General features: G+C 53.4%; 14 protein-coding genes. 10 read left to right on the top strand and 4 right to left on the bottom strand.

Annotation, left to right across the window (positions count from 1 at the left end):
• Positions 1-19 precede the first annotated feature (19 nt).
• The 3 genes from ABXG94_RS17355 to ABXG94_RS17345 are packed head-to-tail and all read right to left on the bottom strand — an operon-like array spanning position 20 to position 3,761.
• Positions 20-1,468 (bottom strand): sulfatase family protein, encoded by a 1,449-nt coding sequence (locus ABXG94_RS17355; protein ID WP_353536253.1) that lies wholly within the window; start codon positions 1,466-1,468, stop codon positions 20-22.
• Complete coding sequence (locus ABXG94_RS17350; protein ID WP_353536252.1) at positions 1,465-2,328, bottom strand: DMT family transporter; 864 nt, start codon at positions 2,326-2,328, stop codon at positions 1,465-1,467. The genes ABXG94_RS17355 and ABXG94_RS17350 overlap by 4 nt, the downstream gene beginning before the upstream one ends.
• 8 nt (positions 2,329-2,336) lie before the next feature.
• Complete coding sequence (locus ABXG94_RS17345; RefSeq protein WP_353536251.1) at positions 2,337-3,761, bottom strand: sulfatase-like hydrolase/transferase; 1,425 nt, start codon at positions 3,759-3,761, stop codon at positions 2,337-2,339.
• Positions 3,762-4,029: 268 nt separating this feature from the next.
• Between ABXG94_RS17345 and ABXG94_RS17340 the strand changes: the two genes are divergently transcribed.
• The 10 genes from ABXG94_RS17340 (at position 4,030) to ABXG94_RS17295 (ending at position 14,344) form a co-directional block, all read left to right on the top strand.
• Positions 4,030-4,935, top strand: coding sequence for a dihydrodipicolinate synthase family protein (locus ABXG94_RS17340; RefSeq protein WP_353536250.1), 906 nt, complete (start codon positions 4,030-4,032; stop codon positions 4,933-4,935).
• Positions 4,928-6,100 carry an enolase C-terminal domain-like protein gene (locus ABXG94_RS17335; protein ID WP_353536249.1) on the top strand — a complete coding sequence of 391 codons (1,173 nt, stop codon included), beginning with the start codon at positions 4,928-4,930 and terminating at the stop codon, positions 6,098-6,100. Before ABXG94_RS17340 ends, ABXG94_RS17335 begins: the two co-directional genes overlap by 8 nt.
• A gap of 19 nt (positions 6,101-6,119) precedes the next feature.
• A complete protein-coding gene (locus ABXG94_RS17330; protein WP_353536248.1) occupies positions 6,120-7,385 on the top strand; it encodes an ABC transporter substrate-binding protein in 1,266 nt (421 codons plus the stop codon).
• 82 nt (positions 7,386-7,467) lie between these two features.
• On the top strand, positions 7,468-8,361 hold the full coding sequence (locus ABXG94_RS17325) for a carbohydrate ABC transporter permease (protein WP_353536247.1): 894 nt from the start codon (positions 7,468-7,470) through the stop codon (positions 8,359-8,361).
• 11 nt (positions 8,362-8,372) lie between these two features.
• Positions 8,373-9,203, top strand: a complete 831-nt coding sequence (locus ABXG94_RS17320; protein WP_353536246.1) for a carbohydrate ABC transporter permease — start codon at positions 8,373-8,375, stop codon at positions 9,201-9,203.
• A 9-nt stretch (positions 9,204-9,212) separates the two neighbouring features.
• Entirely contained in the window at positions 9,213-10,337 is a 1,125-nt protein-coding gene (locus ABXG94_RS17315) for an ABC transporter ATP-binding protein (RefSeq protein WP_353536245.1), read from the top strand.
• A gap of 5 nt (positions 10,338-10,342) precedes the next feature.
• Entirely contained in the window at positions 10,343-12,022 is a 1,680-nt protein-coding gene (locus ABXG94_RS17310; RefSeq protein ID WP_353536244.1) for an SMP-30/gluconolactonase/LRE family protein, read from the top strand.
• A complete protein-coding gene (locus ABXG94_RS17305; RefSeq protein ID WP_353536243.1) occupies positions 12,013-12,762 on the top strand; it encodes an SDR family NAD(P)-dependent oxidoreductase in 750 nt (249 codons plus the stop codon). Before ABXG94_RS17310 ends, ABXG94_RS17305 begins: the two co-directional genes overlap by 10 nt.
• A gap of 29 nt (positions 12,763-12,791) precedes the next feature.
• Positions 12,792-13,514: a haloacid dehalogenase type II gene (locus ABXG94_RS17300; RefSeq protein WP_353536242.1), complete on the top strand. Its 723-nt coding sequence runs from the start codon at positions 12,792-12,794 to the stop codon at positions 13,512-13,514.
• On the top strand, positions 13,511-14,344 hold the full coding sequence (locus tag ABXG94_RS17295) for a hypothetical protein (RefSeq protein ID WP_353536241.1): 834 nt from the start codon (positions 13,511-13,513) through the stop codon (positions 14,342-14,344). Before ABXG94_RS17300 ends, ABXG94_RS17295 begins: the two co-directional genes overlap by 4 nt.
• 1,147 nt (positions 14,345-15,491) lie before the next feature.
• Here the strand turns inward: ABXG94_RS17295 and ABXG94_RS17290 are convergent.
• Positions 15,492-15,794: a VOC family protein gene (locus tag ABXG94_RS17290; RefSeq protein WP_353536240.1), complete on the bottom strand. Its 303-nt coding sequence runs from the start codon at positions 15,792-15,794 to the stop codon at positions 15,492-15,494.
• Positions 15,795-15,815 lie beyond the last annotated feature (21 nt).

The raw sequence follows: 15,815 nt of genomic DNA, 5'->3' as shown, positions 1-15,815 counted from the left end.
TTCGTTCAGGCTGCGCAAGTCAAAGCTTGCTGGCGTCCTGTCCAATTCTGCTTGGGAAATCACGACGCCAATCGCGCCGGTGAAATGGGTGATCGGGGGGCGACTTTGCTTCCGCCACATAGCGATCCGCAAAGGATGTCTTTGTGGCCTCCAGCAGGCTTGCCGTGAGGGCCGCATCCAATTCTTCACGAATTTGGGGGTGTTCGGCGATCTGGTTGATCTGTTCTGTCGGATCGTTTGATAGGTCAAACAGCGCCTGCATACCGTTCTTGTAACGCACCAGTTTCCAACGCTGCGAACGCGCCATCATGCCTTGGCTTGTGACACCGATGACAACGCGATCAGCAGGTGCAGACCCCAATGTCGGGCCAGTGGCCGCAGCGCTTGGCGTGATGCTGCCCCAGGCTGCAAAGCTTGCATGTAGATCGGTGAGCGAAACAACACTGTTGTCGACCTTTGCCTGCGTTGGCGCGCGGAAGTCAGCTACGATCAGCGGCACGCGAATAGACGGCTCGTGGAAATAGCCTTTGCCCATCAGGCCAAAGTCACCAAGGTAGTCGCCGTGATCTGAGGAAAACACCACTATGGTGTTGTCCAGCTGGCCAGTCTCGCGCAGCGTGTTAAGCAGGCGACCCACATCCGAGTCAATGCGCTCTACGGAGGCGCAGTAATATTGGCGGATGGTTTCAATTTCAGCGGCAGACAGGTTGCTATAATCAATGTCCGCCCAAGGCCGTTTATAAGACGCCACAAATTCCGCGTGATGTGTGCGTGCCTCGTCCGTTTGCGGGATTGCTGAAGGCATAGCGCCTGCATCGACATCCTTCAGCGCTTCTGCTGGCGGATCATAGGGGCAATGCGGCCCCGGAAAGCCAACCATCATCGCAAATGGCTGATCCGGATCATGGGATTTCAGCGCTTGAATGGCCTGATCAGCAACCCAGCGGTCTGGTTGCAAGTGATCTGGTAGTGCGTTGATCGAGGCACCTTTTTGCTCAGCGTAACCTTCTTGATCAATGCCGTGCAGCTTTTCAAAATTCTCTGAGGCCAATGCATCATGGTAGTCGTCATGAATGTGGATGTGGCGTTTGTCTTCGGCGATCACGCGCGTTTGGAATCCTTCGTTGATGTCCCACGGGTAGAAATGCATCTTGCCGATGGCCAACGTGTGATACCCGGCGGCGTTTAAACGCTCAGGCCAGGTTTCAATGCCCATCTCGCGGCGGTCCGGGCGCAGCCAGGCAAGGTTATGCACCACGCCGGTCTCATGGGCATCTTGACCGGTCAGCATAGAGGCGCGGGCTGGAACGCAAATCGGGCTCGGGGAGATGGCGGCGTCATACCGAGTGCCGATTTCTGCCAGCCCATCGACATGCGGGGTCTTCAGGAAATCCGCGCCATAGCACCCCAGAAAATCTGCGCGCAGCTGATCCGGTAGGATGAACAGAATATTGGGATGTTTACTCATTCAACTTGCTCCGCAGGATGAGGTTGCAGCATCAACAAAAGGCCAGCTGCCATGATCAAACCGATGCCGACCCAGGCGATAGGTTCTGGCAGGTAGCCCCATACAGCCCAGTCAAAGATCAGAGCCCAAAGTATGGCGGTGTAGCGCAGGGGGGCGATCCGGTTCACGGCACAGCGATGCAGGGCCGCAACGATCATGAAGTTGGCGACAAGGAAGGTCAGCCCGGCCAGGCAAATCGCCAACAATTCCGGTGTGGCCGGTTTCACCCAAGGTTGCTGTGCAGACACAGCCAATGAGGAAAGCGAAACAAACGCCAAGGAAATCAGGGTGACTTTACGCAGGTCGAGATCTTGCGGCATGCGGCGCGTTACGACATCCCGGAAGGCGTAGGCGAAAAGCGAAATGATCGCCAGCAGCACACCCGCAATCGAATAGTCGATGCCGGGGCTCAAAATAAGAAGCGTGCCTGCCAGTGCGAGGATCAAGGCGACCCAGCTTTGGATCGACATGCGCTCAGAGAGCATGATCGCAGACAGCACAATTGAAAGAATTGGTAATGTCGCGTGAATACTGGCCAGCAAACTCAGCGGCAAAAGAAAGATTGAGAAGGACAGCGTGAGTGCCGCCAAAGCATCCAGCGCTGCGCGGAATACGGCGCTGCGGCCGATTGGAGCGGCATTTGGTGTTGACCACGCCAGAATGATGAAGCCCAAAACGATGAAACCAAAGACCGAGCGAATGGCGACGGCCTCGCTTATTGGGGTAACGTCAACGGTTTTCAGCAAAACCGAAGACGCGGTCGCCGAGAAAATCGAAAAGAGCGCCAGGCCCTGGCTGCGGTGGGTTTGTGTCAGAGGCATGTGCTTGCTCATGACGGGGCCGGAGTGAACCCGGCGTTTGGTGTTTGCGTGATGGCCTCGTAACCACCTGTCGCTACAATGCGTTCCATCTGCGATTGCTTGCAGGCGATATCCGTCGCGACTGGGTCGGCGACTTTGCGGATTTCATTCAACAGAGAGGCCTCGGTCTGTGCCAATTCTGGCGTGCCGTGCAGGTTTTGGCTTTCTGTGGGATCTTTGAGCAGATCAAACAGCAGCGGGTCTGCATCTGGCGTGCAGATATATTTCCAACGCCCTTCGGTCACGCCATAGACGCCCGATGTTGCCCCCGCACAATGTTGTTGCGCCACGATGGGACGTTGCGTGCTGGGTTCTTGTGCGATCTGGCGCAACGAGCGGCCACGGCGACGTTTATCCAGTGGCTGCGGGGTGGCGTCAAAAAGATCCAGAACGGTTGGGTAAATATCCAGCAGTTGCGCCGGAGTATTGACGGTTTTGCCATAGGGCATATCCGGGCCCGCCATGATCAACGGGACACCCACAGAGGGCTCTAACAGGCTGCATTTTCCATAGAGCCCATGGGTGCCAAGCGCCTCTCCGTGGTCGCTTGTATATATAATGTGTGTTTCGTCACCGACTTGGCTGTTGCGCAGCGCGTCCAGAACCTTGCCAATACGGCGGTCCAGCGCAGTGATATTGGCATAGTACGCCGCGGTGATGGATTTGATCTGCTCTGCGGACAGCGCATCAAGATCAATGTCAAAATAAGTTCTGAGGTTCTGCAGGGTTTGGTGATCAAGATGCGCGGCATCTCTCACATTAGGTTCCGCCAGATCACGTGACATATATATGTCAAAGAGCTCTTGTTCGGCCAGGTATGGCGGATGCGGGTTTGTGAACGACACAAACAATAAGAATGGCGCGTCGTCGGCGCTGCGATTTTCTAGCCAATCCACCGCGGCATCGCAGATCGACTGATCATAGGCCGCATAAGGGGATGCGCCCGCACCAGCATTGCGCAGCAAGTCTCCGGCTGTTTGAACGGTTGGCAGCGGATTGCGCAAAAGCGACGTAAAGGTACCGGTGCCGTTCACAACATGCATCGGCAGGATTTGCTGATCAAAGCCAACGTCGTCTTCGGTATTCCGGAAATGCAGCTTGCCGATGGACACTGTTTCGCGCTTGGTATCCTGCGCGCGATGCATGAAAGACCGGCGCTGCCCACGATAGGGGGCTGCATTATCCCAGGCAGAGACCTCATTGATATGAAGCCCAGTCGCCATGCTCGCGCGCGAAGGGACACATATAGGTGCATTGCAATAACCGCGCGAGAATCGCGTGCCGCATTGTGCCAATGCATCTAGTGCCGGGGTTTCAACAACTGGGTGCCCATAACAGCCCAATGCAGAGCGCCGATGCTGGTCAGACATTATGACAACCAGATTCTGACTCATTGCATTGACCCCAGAATCGCGCTCGAAACGCCTTTAAGGCGAATGAAATAAAGGGATTTCCCAATTTCAGTGTGGCGAATCGAATCGCAGGAGCCTCGCACTACTGACGTAGCGACAAAAGGCAAAGGCGCCGCTTTGCGTTCATCACTCATAAAATTAGTAGGTTGCGGCATCTCGGTTCCTGAAATCTGGAAAAGTTGTTGACAAGGTACCCATAACATAAGCTAGTTTCAAGTATGAAACACGAGTTGCAATTATAGGGACTGATGTGAAAACACTGACCGGCGTACTTCCTATTGTGCCAACACCCTTCGCGGTGGATGGCACGCCAGATCACTCCTCCCTGGCCAAAGTGGTTGATGATGCAATCGCTTTTGGCGCAGCGGCGCTGGTTTACCCCGGCGTCGCCAGTGAGGATGTTCATCTGACCTCTGAGGAGCGGATGGCATGTCTGGATGTGGTGGTGAGCCGTACCAATGGTCGTGTCCCAGTGATCGCAGGGGTGAACACTGCTGATCCAGCAGAGATGGTGGCGTTGGCAGGCAAGGTTGCTGCGCAGAACGTGCAGGCGATTATGGCGATGGCCGTGCCTGATATGCGTCCGGACTACGCTGGCTGGTTTCACAAGATCGAAGAGGCCTCAGGTGGGCTGCCTATTATTTTGCAAAACCTATTTGCGCCGCGCGGCGCGGATCTAAGCGCGGAAGAGATGATTGCTTTGGCGAAAGCTGTGCCCTCTATTCGTTATGTCAAAGAAGAAGGCGTGCCATCAGGGATCAAAGTGTCAGAGCTTGTCGCAGCATGCGGCCCGGATCTGGATGCGGTGATCGGCGGAGGCGGCGCGCGCTATTTACTTGAAGAGCTTGATCGCGGCGCTGTCGCAACCATGCCTGCGATTGAGTTGCTCGAACTGCATGTTGATTTGATGCAGGCCTATCTGAGCGGAGATCGCGACACGGCTAAGGCGCTTTATGTGCGCAGCTTGCCGATCTTGCTGACCCAAGCCCCGTTTCGGATGCGCTTGACCAAGCTGATATTGAAACACCGCGGGTTGGTTGAAACCGATATCGTTCGCGAAAGACTTCCAGACATGGATGATGCGCTTAAAATGCTGATCATAGAATTCTATGAAGAGGCCATGTCTTACAAAACTTCTGAGGCCTCAAGTGACTGACCGGATTGAACATATCCAGGTTTTCGTCTTTGAACGTCAAAGAGATGAGAACTATCTGGGCGAGGTCGCGAAAGGCGAGCAGGCGATTGGTGATCACCATGTCGTGCGCCATTTCAACGGCACGATTTATCCGCGCCAAGATCGCTCTGTCGTTTTGAAATTGACCGATGCGGATGGGGTTGTTGGCTGGGGTGAAACCTATGGTTTGGTCGCTCCGAAAACCATCCTCGCGATTATCGAAGATTTGATCGGCCCTTACCTGAAAACGCTTGATTGCAGCGACCCGGCCAAGGTTTGGGACGCGCTATACGATCTGCAACGCGTGCGCGGCTATTGGGGGGGCTATCTTGCCGACGCCTTGGCCGCGATCGACATCGCGCTTTGGGATATTCACGCGCGCAAATGCGGGAAAAGCCTTCAGGCTGTGTTGGGAAAACCAGGAGCGTATAAACTGCATGGCTATGTTTCTGGCTTGCCTCAGAAAACCCGCGCTGGGCGGATCGAAGAAGCACTGCGTTGGAAAGGCCTTGGATTTGATTCCATTAAGATACCGGTCAGCGCGACAGACGATGGCGACGTGGTTGGCGAGTTTGCAGCCCTGCGGGAAGCACTGGGTGACGATCACCGCATTGCCTTAGATTTGCACTGGGCCTTCTCTGTGTCTGAAGTGACAGAGATGGATCAAGATTTGGAACCATATAATCCTTGGTTCTTGGAAGCGCCTGTTAAACCTGAAGATATTCAGGCTCAGGTCGCTGTTGGTCGCTCGATCAAAGCGCCGCTCGCCTTGGGTGAAGAATGGCGAAGTGAGTGGGATTACATTCCACGTGTTGGCGCATGTTCGATCGTACAACCAGAGATGGGGCATACCGGAGTAACGCAGTTCATGCGCATGGCGAAACGTGCGGTCAAGGCGAGTAGCCGATTGATCCCACATGCGACAATTGGTTTGGGCATCTTTATGTCCGCCAGTCTGCGCGCTAGCGTTGCCGCCGGTGCGGAAAGCCATGAATTCCAACACACGATATTTGGGCGCAACGCTGAATTATTGGATGGGGCTACGGCCTGCCAATCAGGCGCCTTCGAAATTCCGGATACACTAGGTCACGGTGTTACCCCGAATGCGGATGGGCTTGCCCATCTAACTGAACTCGTTTTCTTATGACAATGGAGGAGGACTAACAATGAAGCGATTGTCCAGAATAGCGGCAACGACCGCGCTGGCGCTGACAACAACGCTCTCAGCGCTGTCGGTTTCTGCTGAAACCCTAACTTTCGTGAGCTGGCAAAAAGATGACCCAAGCTTTGGTGCTTGGTGGGATGAGGTCATCGCCGAATTCGAAGCCACTCATGAGGGTGTCGACATCGAAATGACACGTGTGGCACGTAACGAATACGCCACATCTATGTTTACAATGTTTGCAGGCGCAGCTCCGCCAGACATCGTACATTTGGCGGCTTTCGAATATCAGCCATTCGCGGCTGAGGGCTGGCTGGAGCCTCTCGATCCTTACATCGCCGAGTCAGGTCTGGATCTAACCGGTTGGGCAGGTCAGGCGACATGCGAATGGGATGGCAACACATCCTGCCTGATGCTTCTCTATGCTGGCTATGTCATGGCGTATAATGAAGCGCTTCTGGCAGATGCCGGTGTCACCACCCCGCCAACTGATTGGGAAAGCTTTTTGGCCGCAGCGCGGGCTGCGACAAAAGACACAGATGGCGATGGCGTGACCGATAAGTTCGGCGTGGGCATGCCGACAAAAGGCGCATCTTCGGTGATGCACGGCATTCTGAATTTCGTTCTGGGTGCCGGTGGCGACTGGACTGTTGACGGAAAACCGACGTTCGACTCCGAAGGCACAATTGAAGGGTTGCGTCGCTGGAAACAGCTGTTTGACGAGGGGCTAACTCCCCGGGACTTAGGCACCAGCGACATGCGTCAATTGCACATCGAAGGCCACATCGCGATGCTACTCGATGGTCCCTGGGTTCGTGGCGTACAGAAACGCGCTGCAGAAGATATGCTTCCTAACCTGAAGCTTGCCAAAACGCCGTTCTCGCCTCCTGTCGGCGGTACGTCCAATGTTCTAGCGATCCCAAGCGACATTTCAGATGAGCGCAAAAATCTGGTTTGGGACTTTATCCAAATCGCAGCCTCTGAGAAGTATCAGCAGCGTTTCTCCGCGATCTCTAGCTCACCGGCACCACGTCCAGGTCTGGACTACTCTGCGGAAATCGCAGCTGAGCCTTACTTCGAGCTGATCGCTGAGCAAGCCAATGCAGCGGCAGCAGCTGGCGTTGATCGCCTGCCACGCGGCCTAGAGATCGAATTCCCAGAAGTGGGTAAGATTGTTCTCCAAGAAGTTCAGCGCATGCTGATCGAAGACATCGATCCAGCCGTGACAGGCAAGACAATCCAAGAACGCGTGTTGGCCATCAAAAAGTGACCCAACGCACTTCACTAGCAGGTAAGGCCACTATTCTGGTGGCCTTACCTTACTCATTACATTCGCAAGATCGGTCCCGGAAATGATTGACTTTAGCGCCCCTAAGAACCGCAAAACCTTCGGATATTTGCTGCTGGCTCCAGCGGTAATCCTGATGGCTGCAATCATTGTCTATCCGATCTTATTGTCGGTAGACGTGTCATTGCAGGATGTTCGTATCGCCAGAATCGGCGAAGACGCAAAACCGCGTACCCTTGATAACTACCGTTGGCTGTTTGGATCACATGAATTCTGGCGCGCCGGCTGGGTAACCGCAAAAATGGTATTTTTTGTTGGTGGCACAGCATTGGTGATCGGCCTCGCAACGGCAATGCTCGTCAATCAACGCTTCAAAGGCCGCGCAGCTGCGCGTCTTTTCGTAGCCCTGCCTTGGGCCGTGCCCGAAGTTGTTGCGACCGTCGTCTGGGCTTGGATGCTCGACAGTTCCTTTGGTGTGATTAACTGGGGCCTGTTGCAGGTCGGGTTGATCGATCAGCCGATCCAGTTTGCCTCCGATGCAAATGCAGCCTTCTTTGCTGTGTGTTTCGTGATGATCTGGAAAGGCTATCCGTTGATGTCGATCATGCTGCTCGCAGGTCTGCAATCCATTCCAGAAGAGCAATATCAGGCTGCCAAAGTAGACGGTGCCGGACCATTCCAGCGTTTCTGGTATGTGACCATCCCGAACTTGATGCCTGTGATCGGTGTGACGCTCGTTATGACAACGCTTTGGGTCTTCCGTGACTTTGCGATTATCCACGTTCTGACCGAAGGTGGTCCGCTTGGTGCGACAACATCGCTGTCGATCATGACATATGAGCAATCGTTTAGCTTCTTCCGCATGGGCCAAGGTGCCGCTGTGGGTGTGGTTACGCTCATCATCTGTGCATTCATCAGCCGCGCGCTGGTGGGCCGTTTCGCTAACTCTCCGCATTAAGGATAGGACCGATGAAAGACTCAAAACTTCGGCAGGCGGCCATTTATATCACTGTCATCCTCGTGATCGCCATACTTCTGTTCCCGATCTACTGGATGGTGGTGACCGCGCTGTCTCCTGTTCACCAACTGCGTAGCTTTCCGCCGTCCTTCTGGCCGGAATCCCCGCAATGGGATGTGTTTTCCACGCTCTTGGCAAACCAACCCTTTGGTTTGTGGCTGAAAAACACGGTCACCATCGCGATCGCGACGATGATCCTGGCACTGTCTGTGTCCATTTTCGCGGCCTATGCACTGTCTCGGTACCGTCTGCGCGGTGGCACAACGATTGGTCTGTTCATTCTGACCTCAAAAATGCTGCCGGCAACGCTGCTTGTGATCCCGTTCTTTGCGATCTTTAGATCGATGGGGATGGTTGGCTCGCTTTGGTCCGTCGTGATCACGCAGGCCACGTTGATCGTGCCTTTCTGCACATGGATGCTGAAAGGTTACTTCGACACCATTCCCGAAGAATTGGAGCACGCGGCACTTGTTGATGGCTGTTCACCCTTGGGCACAATCTGGCGGATCGTTCTGCCAGTGGCGGCCCCAGGCCTCGCAGCTACCGCACTCTATGCCTTTGTGATCAGCTGGTCGGACTTTCTGTTCTCACGGACGTTCCTGCAGACCTCTGAATCAAAATGGACACTGAACATGGGGATTGCAGCAATGAAGGGGGAATTCGTGACCGACTGGAACGTCATTATGGCGGCCTCGCTCATGGCGTCACTTCCAATCCTTCTTGTCTTCCTCGTCCTGGAACGCTTTCTCGTTGGCGGTCTCGCCTCCGGTGCTGAAAAATAAGGAACTATCATGGCTGTAGTTGAATTTGAAAATATCCACAAAACATACGGCTCATTCGAGGCGGTAAAAAACTTCAATCTTACCGTTGAAGATGGAGAGTTCTGTGTGTTCGTCGGGCCTTCGGGCTGCGGTAAATCCACCACCCTTAAGATGCTGGCTGGCCTTGAGCCTGCCACATCAGGTTCTATCCGGATCGGTGACCGTGATGTCACGGATCTGGGGCCTGGCAAACGCGACATCGCGATGGTTTTCCAGAACTATGCGCTTTATCCGCATATGTCAGTGCGCAAGAACATTGGTTTTGGTCTGAAAATGCGGGGCATGTCCTCTGCAGAGATCAACGAACGGGTAGAAGAAGCTGCAAAAATTCTGGAGCTGACAAATTATCTGGATCGCCGTCCAAAGGCGCTTTCTGGCGGTCAGCGTCAGCGTGTTGCTCTGGGTCGTGCGATTGTCCGTGAACCAAGCGCCTTCTTGATGGATGAACCACTGTCAAACCTCGATGCGAAGCTTCGGGTTCAGACACGTTCTGAAATCGTGAACCTGCAGAAACGGATCGGCACAACGACGATTTACGTGACACACGACCAAACCGAAGCGCTTACAATGGCCGATAAGATCGTTGTTATGCGTGACGGCGTTGTGCAGCAGATCGGGACACCACATGATCTGTTCCACCATCCGCGCAATATTTTCGTGGCAGGGTTCATCGGTTCGCCAGGTATGAACTTTTTCCGTGGGCCGGTTAAATCCGCCGATGGAAAAGTCACGACGACTTTCGCGGGCCATGACGTGGAAATCCCACAAGCTGCAGAGCGTCTAGTGGGGCAGGAGGCGATCTTTGGGATCCGTCCTGAACATATCGAAATCGGAGGTGGTCGCCTGCCGTCCAAACTCACGCTGGTTGAGACTCTTGGTACGGAGAAAATCCTGCATTTCGACACGCCTGAGAGCCAAAGCTTGAAGAGTGAAGAAGCGGATTTCGGACCAGATGATGCGGATCGTGACGTGAAGTCTATGCTGATCCGAGTGATCGATGATCTAGAGTACGCGATTGATCAATCGGTTTCTATGGGTTTCCCGAAAGAGAAAATACACGTATTTGATCCTAATACATACGTGGCTTTGGACTAAGAACCTTGAACAAATTTGAAAATATTGCGGAGAAATATCCTGGAGCAGGCACGCTGGTGAAAGGTATTCAAATTCTTGAGTACCTTTACGAAGCAGATAAGCCGTGCACTTCGGCAGAACTTTTACGTCAAACGAAGTTGCCGAAAGCGACCCTGTACCGGCTTCTCAATGCATTGATCGAATTTGGATATGTTCTGCATGATGAACGACTGAAAACCTATAGCCTCGGTCACAGGCTTGTCGAACTCGGAAGCAACTCACTTGCAAACATCGATTTGAGAAGTGCAGCTGCAGATGAATTGACGCGCCTGTCTGAGGACATCAATGAAACGATTAGCCTTGCCAAATTGGAAAAGGACCGGTCGATCTGCGTTGATGTGCGTCGCTCAAGCAATCGCTTGGGCATTGGCGTCGAAATCGGAAGTGGTCTGCCTGCTGTCGTTAGCGCAGCGGGCCGCGCCATCCTCGCGGGCATGCCGCCAAACTTAACCAACCGGTTCCTTTCTGGTCTCTCCCAAGAAGAACGTGCCGAGTTGGATGCTGAGTTTGCCATAAGCCGTGCCCGCGGATACACCATCGCACCGTCTGCGACGCTTGATGGCGTCCTTATCATCGCCGCGCCGATCATTGGCGGGCCTGATATGGGCAACGGTGCCATCCTTGTCACTGCTCTTGCGGATCGTATCTCGCTTGAGCGTCGTCACATTATCGGTCGTGATCTTATGGAAGCATCACGCCGCATTATGGGCCTCATCGGGAGCGCACCATTGAGTATTATGCCTAACTCACGTCCAGTCGAGCCTGTCGAGAAAGACCTACGATGTGTGGCCCCTGTTGGCGCAGTTGTTGGTGAAGGTCCGGTCTGGGATAAACGCGAAGGTCTGTTGCGTTGGGCCGACTTGGCTGCGCCAGCGTTGCATGCCTTTGATCCCCAAACGGGCCGAGATGCTGCCCATCCGGTGCCCTATCTGGTGAGTGCGATCTTGCCAGCTGAAAACAACAAGCTTGTGGCCATCACCCAAAACGGGGCGGAAAGCTACAATGCTGAAACACAAAGCTTCCGCACGCTATACAACCCCGAAGCCCATATATCGACGAACCGTTTCAATGATGCCAAGACTGACAGTAAAGGGCGTATTTGGGCAGGTACGATGAGCCTTGATGCTTCGATGCCGTCGGGATCTTTGTACTGTTTTGATGATGCCACCAGCGCACGGGCTGTCGATGGCGGCTTACAGGTTGCTAACGGTCTGGGCTGGAGCCCGGATGAGAAACGTTTCTATTTCGTCGATAGTGCCGTGGGCAATGTGTTTGTCTATGACTTTGACAGCGAAGCCGGCATAGCCACCAATCGTGAAGTGTTCCTGAATTTCAAACCACACGAAGGCAAACCGGATGGCCTGTGCGTTGATAGCGCTGGTAATATCTGGGTCGCGCTGTGGGATGCTTGGTGTGTGAACTACTATAATCCACAGGGTCAGTTGCTGCGCAAAATCAATATGCCCGTTCCACGACCAACCAGCCTGTGTTTTGGCGGTGATGATCTAAAAACGCTCTACATCACCAGCGCGTCTATCCGTCTTCCTGCGGATGTTTTGGAAGAGGCCCCATTGTCCGGCGGTCTGTTCGCGATCGACGTTGATATCGCGGGTCAGCCAATCCACGAGGTCCGCGCGTGGCTGTAATCTATGACGATTTCCGCGGCAGCCATGTGATTGTCACAGGCGCTGCGGCGGGCATTGGACGCGCGATTGCAATTGCCTATGCGCAACAAGGCGCAATAGTCACAGCGATTGACATCAATGAAGCAGGCTTGGCTGAGACAGCTGAGCAAGCCGAGGGGTACGTCGTCTCGCAGCCCTGTGACGTGACCGATTTAGGCGGGTTAAGAAACGTTGCGGATGCAGCGATCTCTGCCCATGGTCCCGTTAAAGTTCTGGTCAATAACGCAGGTGTGGATCGTCGGATCGCCTTTGATCAACTGTCCGCAGAAGACTGGCAGCGCATGATGGCGTTGAACCTTGATCACTACGCGGTTCTAAGCTCTGCGGTTTCAGAACAAATGGACACGGCATCCGGCCACGCTGCAATTGTGAACCTATCGTCTTCGGCTTGGATGAAACTGGCTGGAAACCTTGCCGCCTATCATGCTGCAAAAGCCGGGATCATCGGTTTGACACGTGGTTTGGCGCGTGATTTGGGCGGCAAAGGAGTATCGGTGAATGCGATTGCCCCTGGGCGCGTGCTGACGGAACGGGTCGCAGATGATGTGGATGAAGCATGGTATGACGAAACCCGTCAAATTCAATGTGTTCCAGACCTGATCAAGCCTAATGACATTGCCGAAGCTGCGCTTTGGCTTGGGTCTTCTGACGCGCGTTTCGTGACGGGGCAAACCCTGATCGTTGACGGCGGTGTTGTCTAACAAACTCTTTATAAAGAAAGCGAATGCTCATGAGTGATGCACTCGGCCAAGTAAAAGCCATAATCTTTGATGTCTTCGGCACTGTCGTGGATTGGCGAGGCTCTATCCTGCGTGAACTCGAAGAGGTCGGCCAGACCCATGGCATTGATGCCAACTGGTCAGAATTCGCAGACAAGTGGCGCGCCGGCTACAACGAGGGCTCGCGGGCCTTTTTGCTGGAGAAACAACCGTGGAAAAAGGCGGACCTGCTGCATTGGGAACGCTTGAACCTGCTGAAAGCAAACTATGGTCTGGATCGACTGTCCGAAGCCGAATTGCGCCATTTGAACAAAGCCTGGCACCGACTTACCCCTTGGAAGGATAGTGTTAAAGGGCTGACCCGTCTTAAGCAAAAATATATGATTGGTACGCTGTCCAACGGCGACAACGGCCTCTTGGTGCATATGGCAAAAAACGCCGGCTTGCCGTGGGATGTTATTATGGGTGCCGAAAATTTTGGGTCTTACAAACCAGATCCAAAAGTCTACTTGGGCGCTGTTGATCTCCTTGGATATGAAACACATGAGGTCATGGTTGCTGCTTGCCATCTCTCTGATCTTTATAACGCACGTAAAAACGGTCTGCGGGCGGGTTTCATCGTACGCCCAGATGAATTCGGCGACAGCGACCGTGAACCCGATCTGGTGGGTGATGAGCGTATCGATGTTCATGCCACTGACTTCATCGATTTTGCAGAAAAGATGGGCGCGTGAGTTCAAGCCAAAATCACGAACACGATCCAGTTGGGGCGATCTCCGAAGCCGGTGCGACGGGCCGTACCGCCGAAATCTTCGCGGATATTAGATCGGTGATGAACGTGCCCATAGTCACGGCAATCTGGCGTGGTTTGGCCGGTGTCGATGGTGATCTAGAAGCAGTTTGGACCGCTGTTCGCCCAGTAATAGAAAATGGCCAAGCTGATCAGTTCATATTGGCTTTAGAGAAGGACGTTGTTTTTCCTACGCCTTCGAATACTGCATCAGAAGAATTGGCTTCCTTTGATTGTCTCAAAGCCGATCAATCAGAAATATTGATGATTGTTCGAGCCTATAACAGAGCTAACGCCCTGTCCTTGATTGCTCTGACCGCTCTCGCGCGCACTCCCGGAAAGGCATTTTATTTTAAAGAAATGGTATCAGCCAGACCAGAATGCTCTGCTTTGAAACCTTTGCTGGAAAAAGACCAAATTTCATCGGAAAACTGGAACATCCTTGAAAGAACAACGTTCATTGGTGCTGAACGTCGTAACCCGGCGGTACCTACACTTTGGCGCCACCTTGTTTATTGGCCGGAGTTAATTGATTTAGCTACCCGGCGTTTTTTACCGCTCAATGAGGATGGATCAATGTTTCAGGCTGTCGACGACGTTATGGAATTCGTCGAGAGAGCTGCACCAAGTCTGGGCATAGGAATTGATCGGACTGTTGCCATTTCCGATTCATCACTGGATATGGTCGAAGGCTATATCGGTAGACAGCCCTCGGTTTGTCGAATGACAACGGTCGGTAGATCGTTGGAAAGATGGCTCATGGCTGAACCGTAGATCGGAAGTAAAGTACTTGCTGATACAGAATACCGAAAACTACTAGAGATCCTATATTTATTAGTGGCATTGCAGCGATCGACTAACCGTAACTCATGGGGCGGAAAGCGGTCTTTTGCTGCGGTCTGAACAAATGTCGGCAATGCGCAAAAGCAGACTTCCGTATTCGCTCCGTTAAACATCAACGGCCGCTTAGGGCGAAAGGTAGTTTCTGATCCAGCTTGGGTTTGATCGCTATTTCGGGCTAATAACCTCGACCCTTGAGACATACTCGAGCGATGAAAGAAATGAGATTATCTGATTGATCTCTTCGATAGTTAGTGCGCTTCGGCTCACTGGTTCCTTCGCCCATTGACGCAGTTGCTCATAAAGAACTTCTCGCCGGGGCTCTTACTTGTCTTTCTCATCGTCCACTCCTTGGTGGTTACGATGAGCCAAGAACACGCTCTTATCAAATTGCCCTAATTGGACCCATAAGCGATGACGTCAGACACTTGATGTCTTAGCCGATCGATTTTTTGATCTCAACTTATAGGACAACCAAAAATATTTGATTCCTAGAATATTTTAGACAGCACGTTACGCCCATAGCCTCGCGCACGCTTGATACCATTATGGAGCTTCCGAGCAAAAGCGGATTTGCCAGTTGTTTTGTGAAAGCGGACCTTCGACCAGAGCGCGGCGAAAGAGAAAAATGAGCCCATACCTACCACGCTCGCAGCTGCAGAATGTTGCAAACACAGAAAAACACTTAGGCCTCGACGGCTCAGACCGGTCACTCACCTCCACGTCGAGCGCCGCACCGCAGCTTTCGCATTCCAGCCATTCATCCATCGCACAGCATTCTTACAGGCTCGATAACGGTTGCGCGGAAAAATCCGACATATCTCCGGAGTGGCTATCGCCGATGCAGAAGGCCCTCCGCCCCGTAGCAATGGCTGTTTTGTGCTGCACCGGGCTTCTGAAGCGCGATCACTCACAGGCACCAAACTATACTAGGCGGAACCATTCAGCTTGTTGCTTTAAAACGTATAAATAGGATGGCGGGCCATATTTGTTTTCGTCGGGACTAAATCTGTGACATCCAAAATTGCTTCGCTTTCACGGCGCAGGATACCTTAATAAAACTGCCGACCGCCATTGCTCGTCATTCTTGCGAAATGAAATCGATGTAGACGTGATTGCCATCGGGACTGCGGAGGTGGAACTGCACAACTCCGATCTCGTCCAGTTCGAAGCGCTGATGAGAAACGGCTCTGTGACTCAATTTTGCCTCAAAATCTGCTTTGCCTGTCGCGGTCAGGGCGAAATGTTCGAGTTTGAGTTTCACCTCGGAACCGTCCGCCGGATCACCGCCATGCCCGACCAGATGGATGACAGCGGCGTCGCCAGCATAAAGCCAGGCGCCCGGGAATGGAAAGTTCGGGCGCGGGCCGGTGTGCAGGCCCAATATGTCGCCGTATCAGGCCAC

It is taken from the genome of Cognatishimia sp. WU-CL00825, from assembly GCF_040364665.1.
Classification (GTDB): Bacteria; Pseudomonadota; Alphaproteobacteria; order Rhodobacterales; family Rhodobacteraceae; genus Cognatishimia.
Note: the sequence above shows the minus strand (reverse complement) of the source record. Positions and strands in the feature narration are given on the sequence as shown.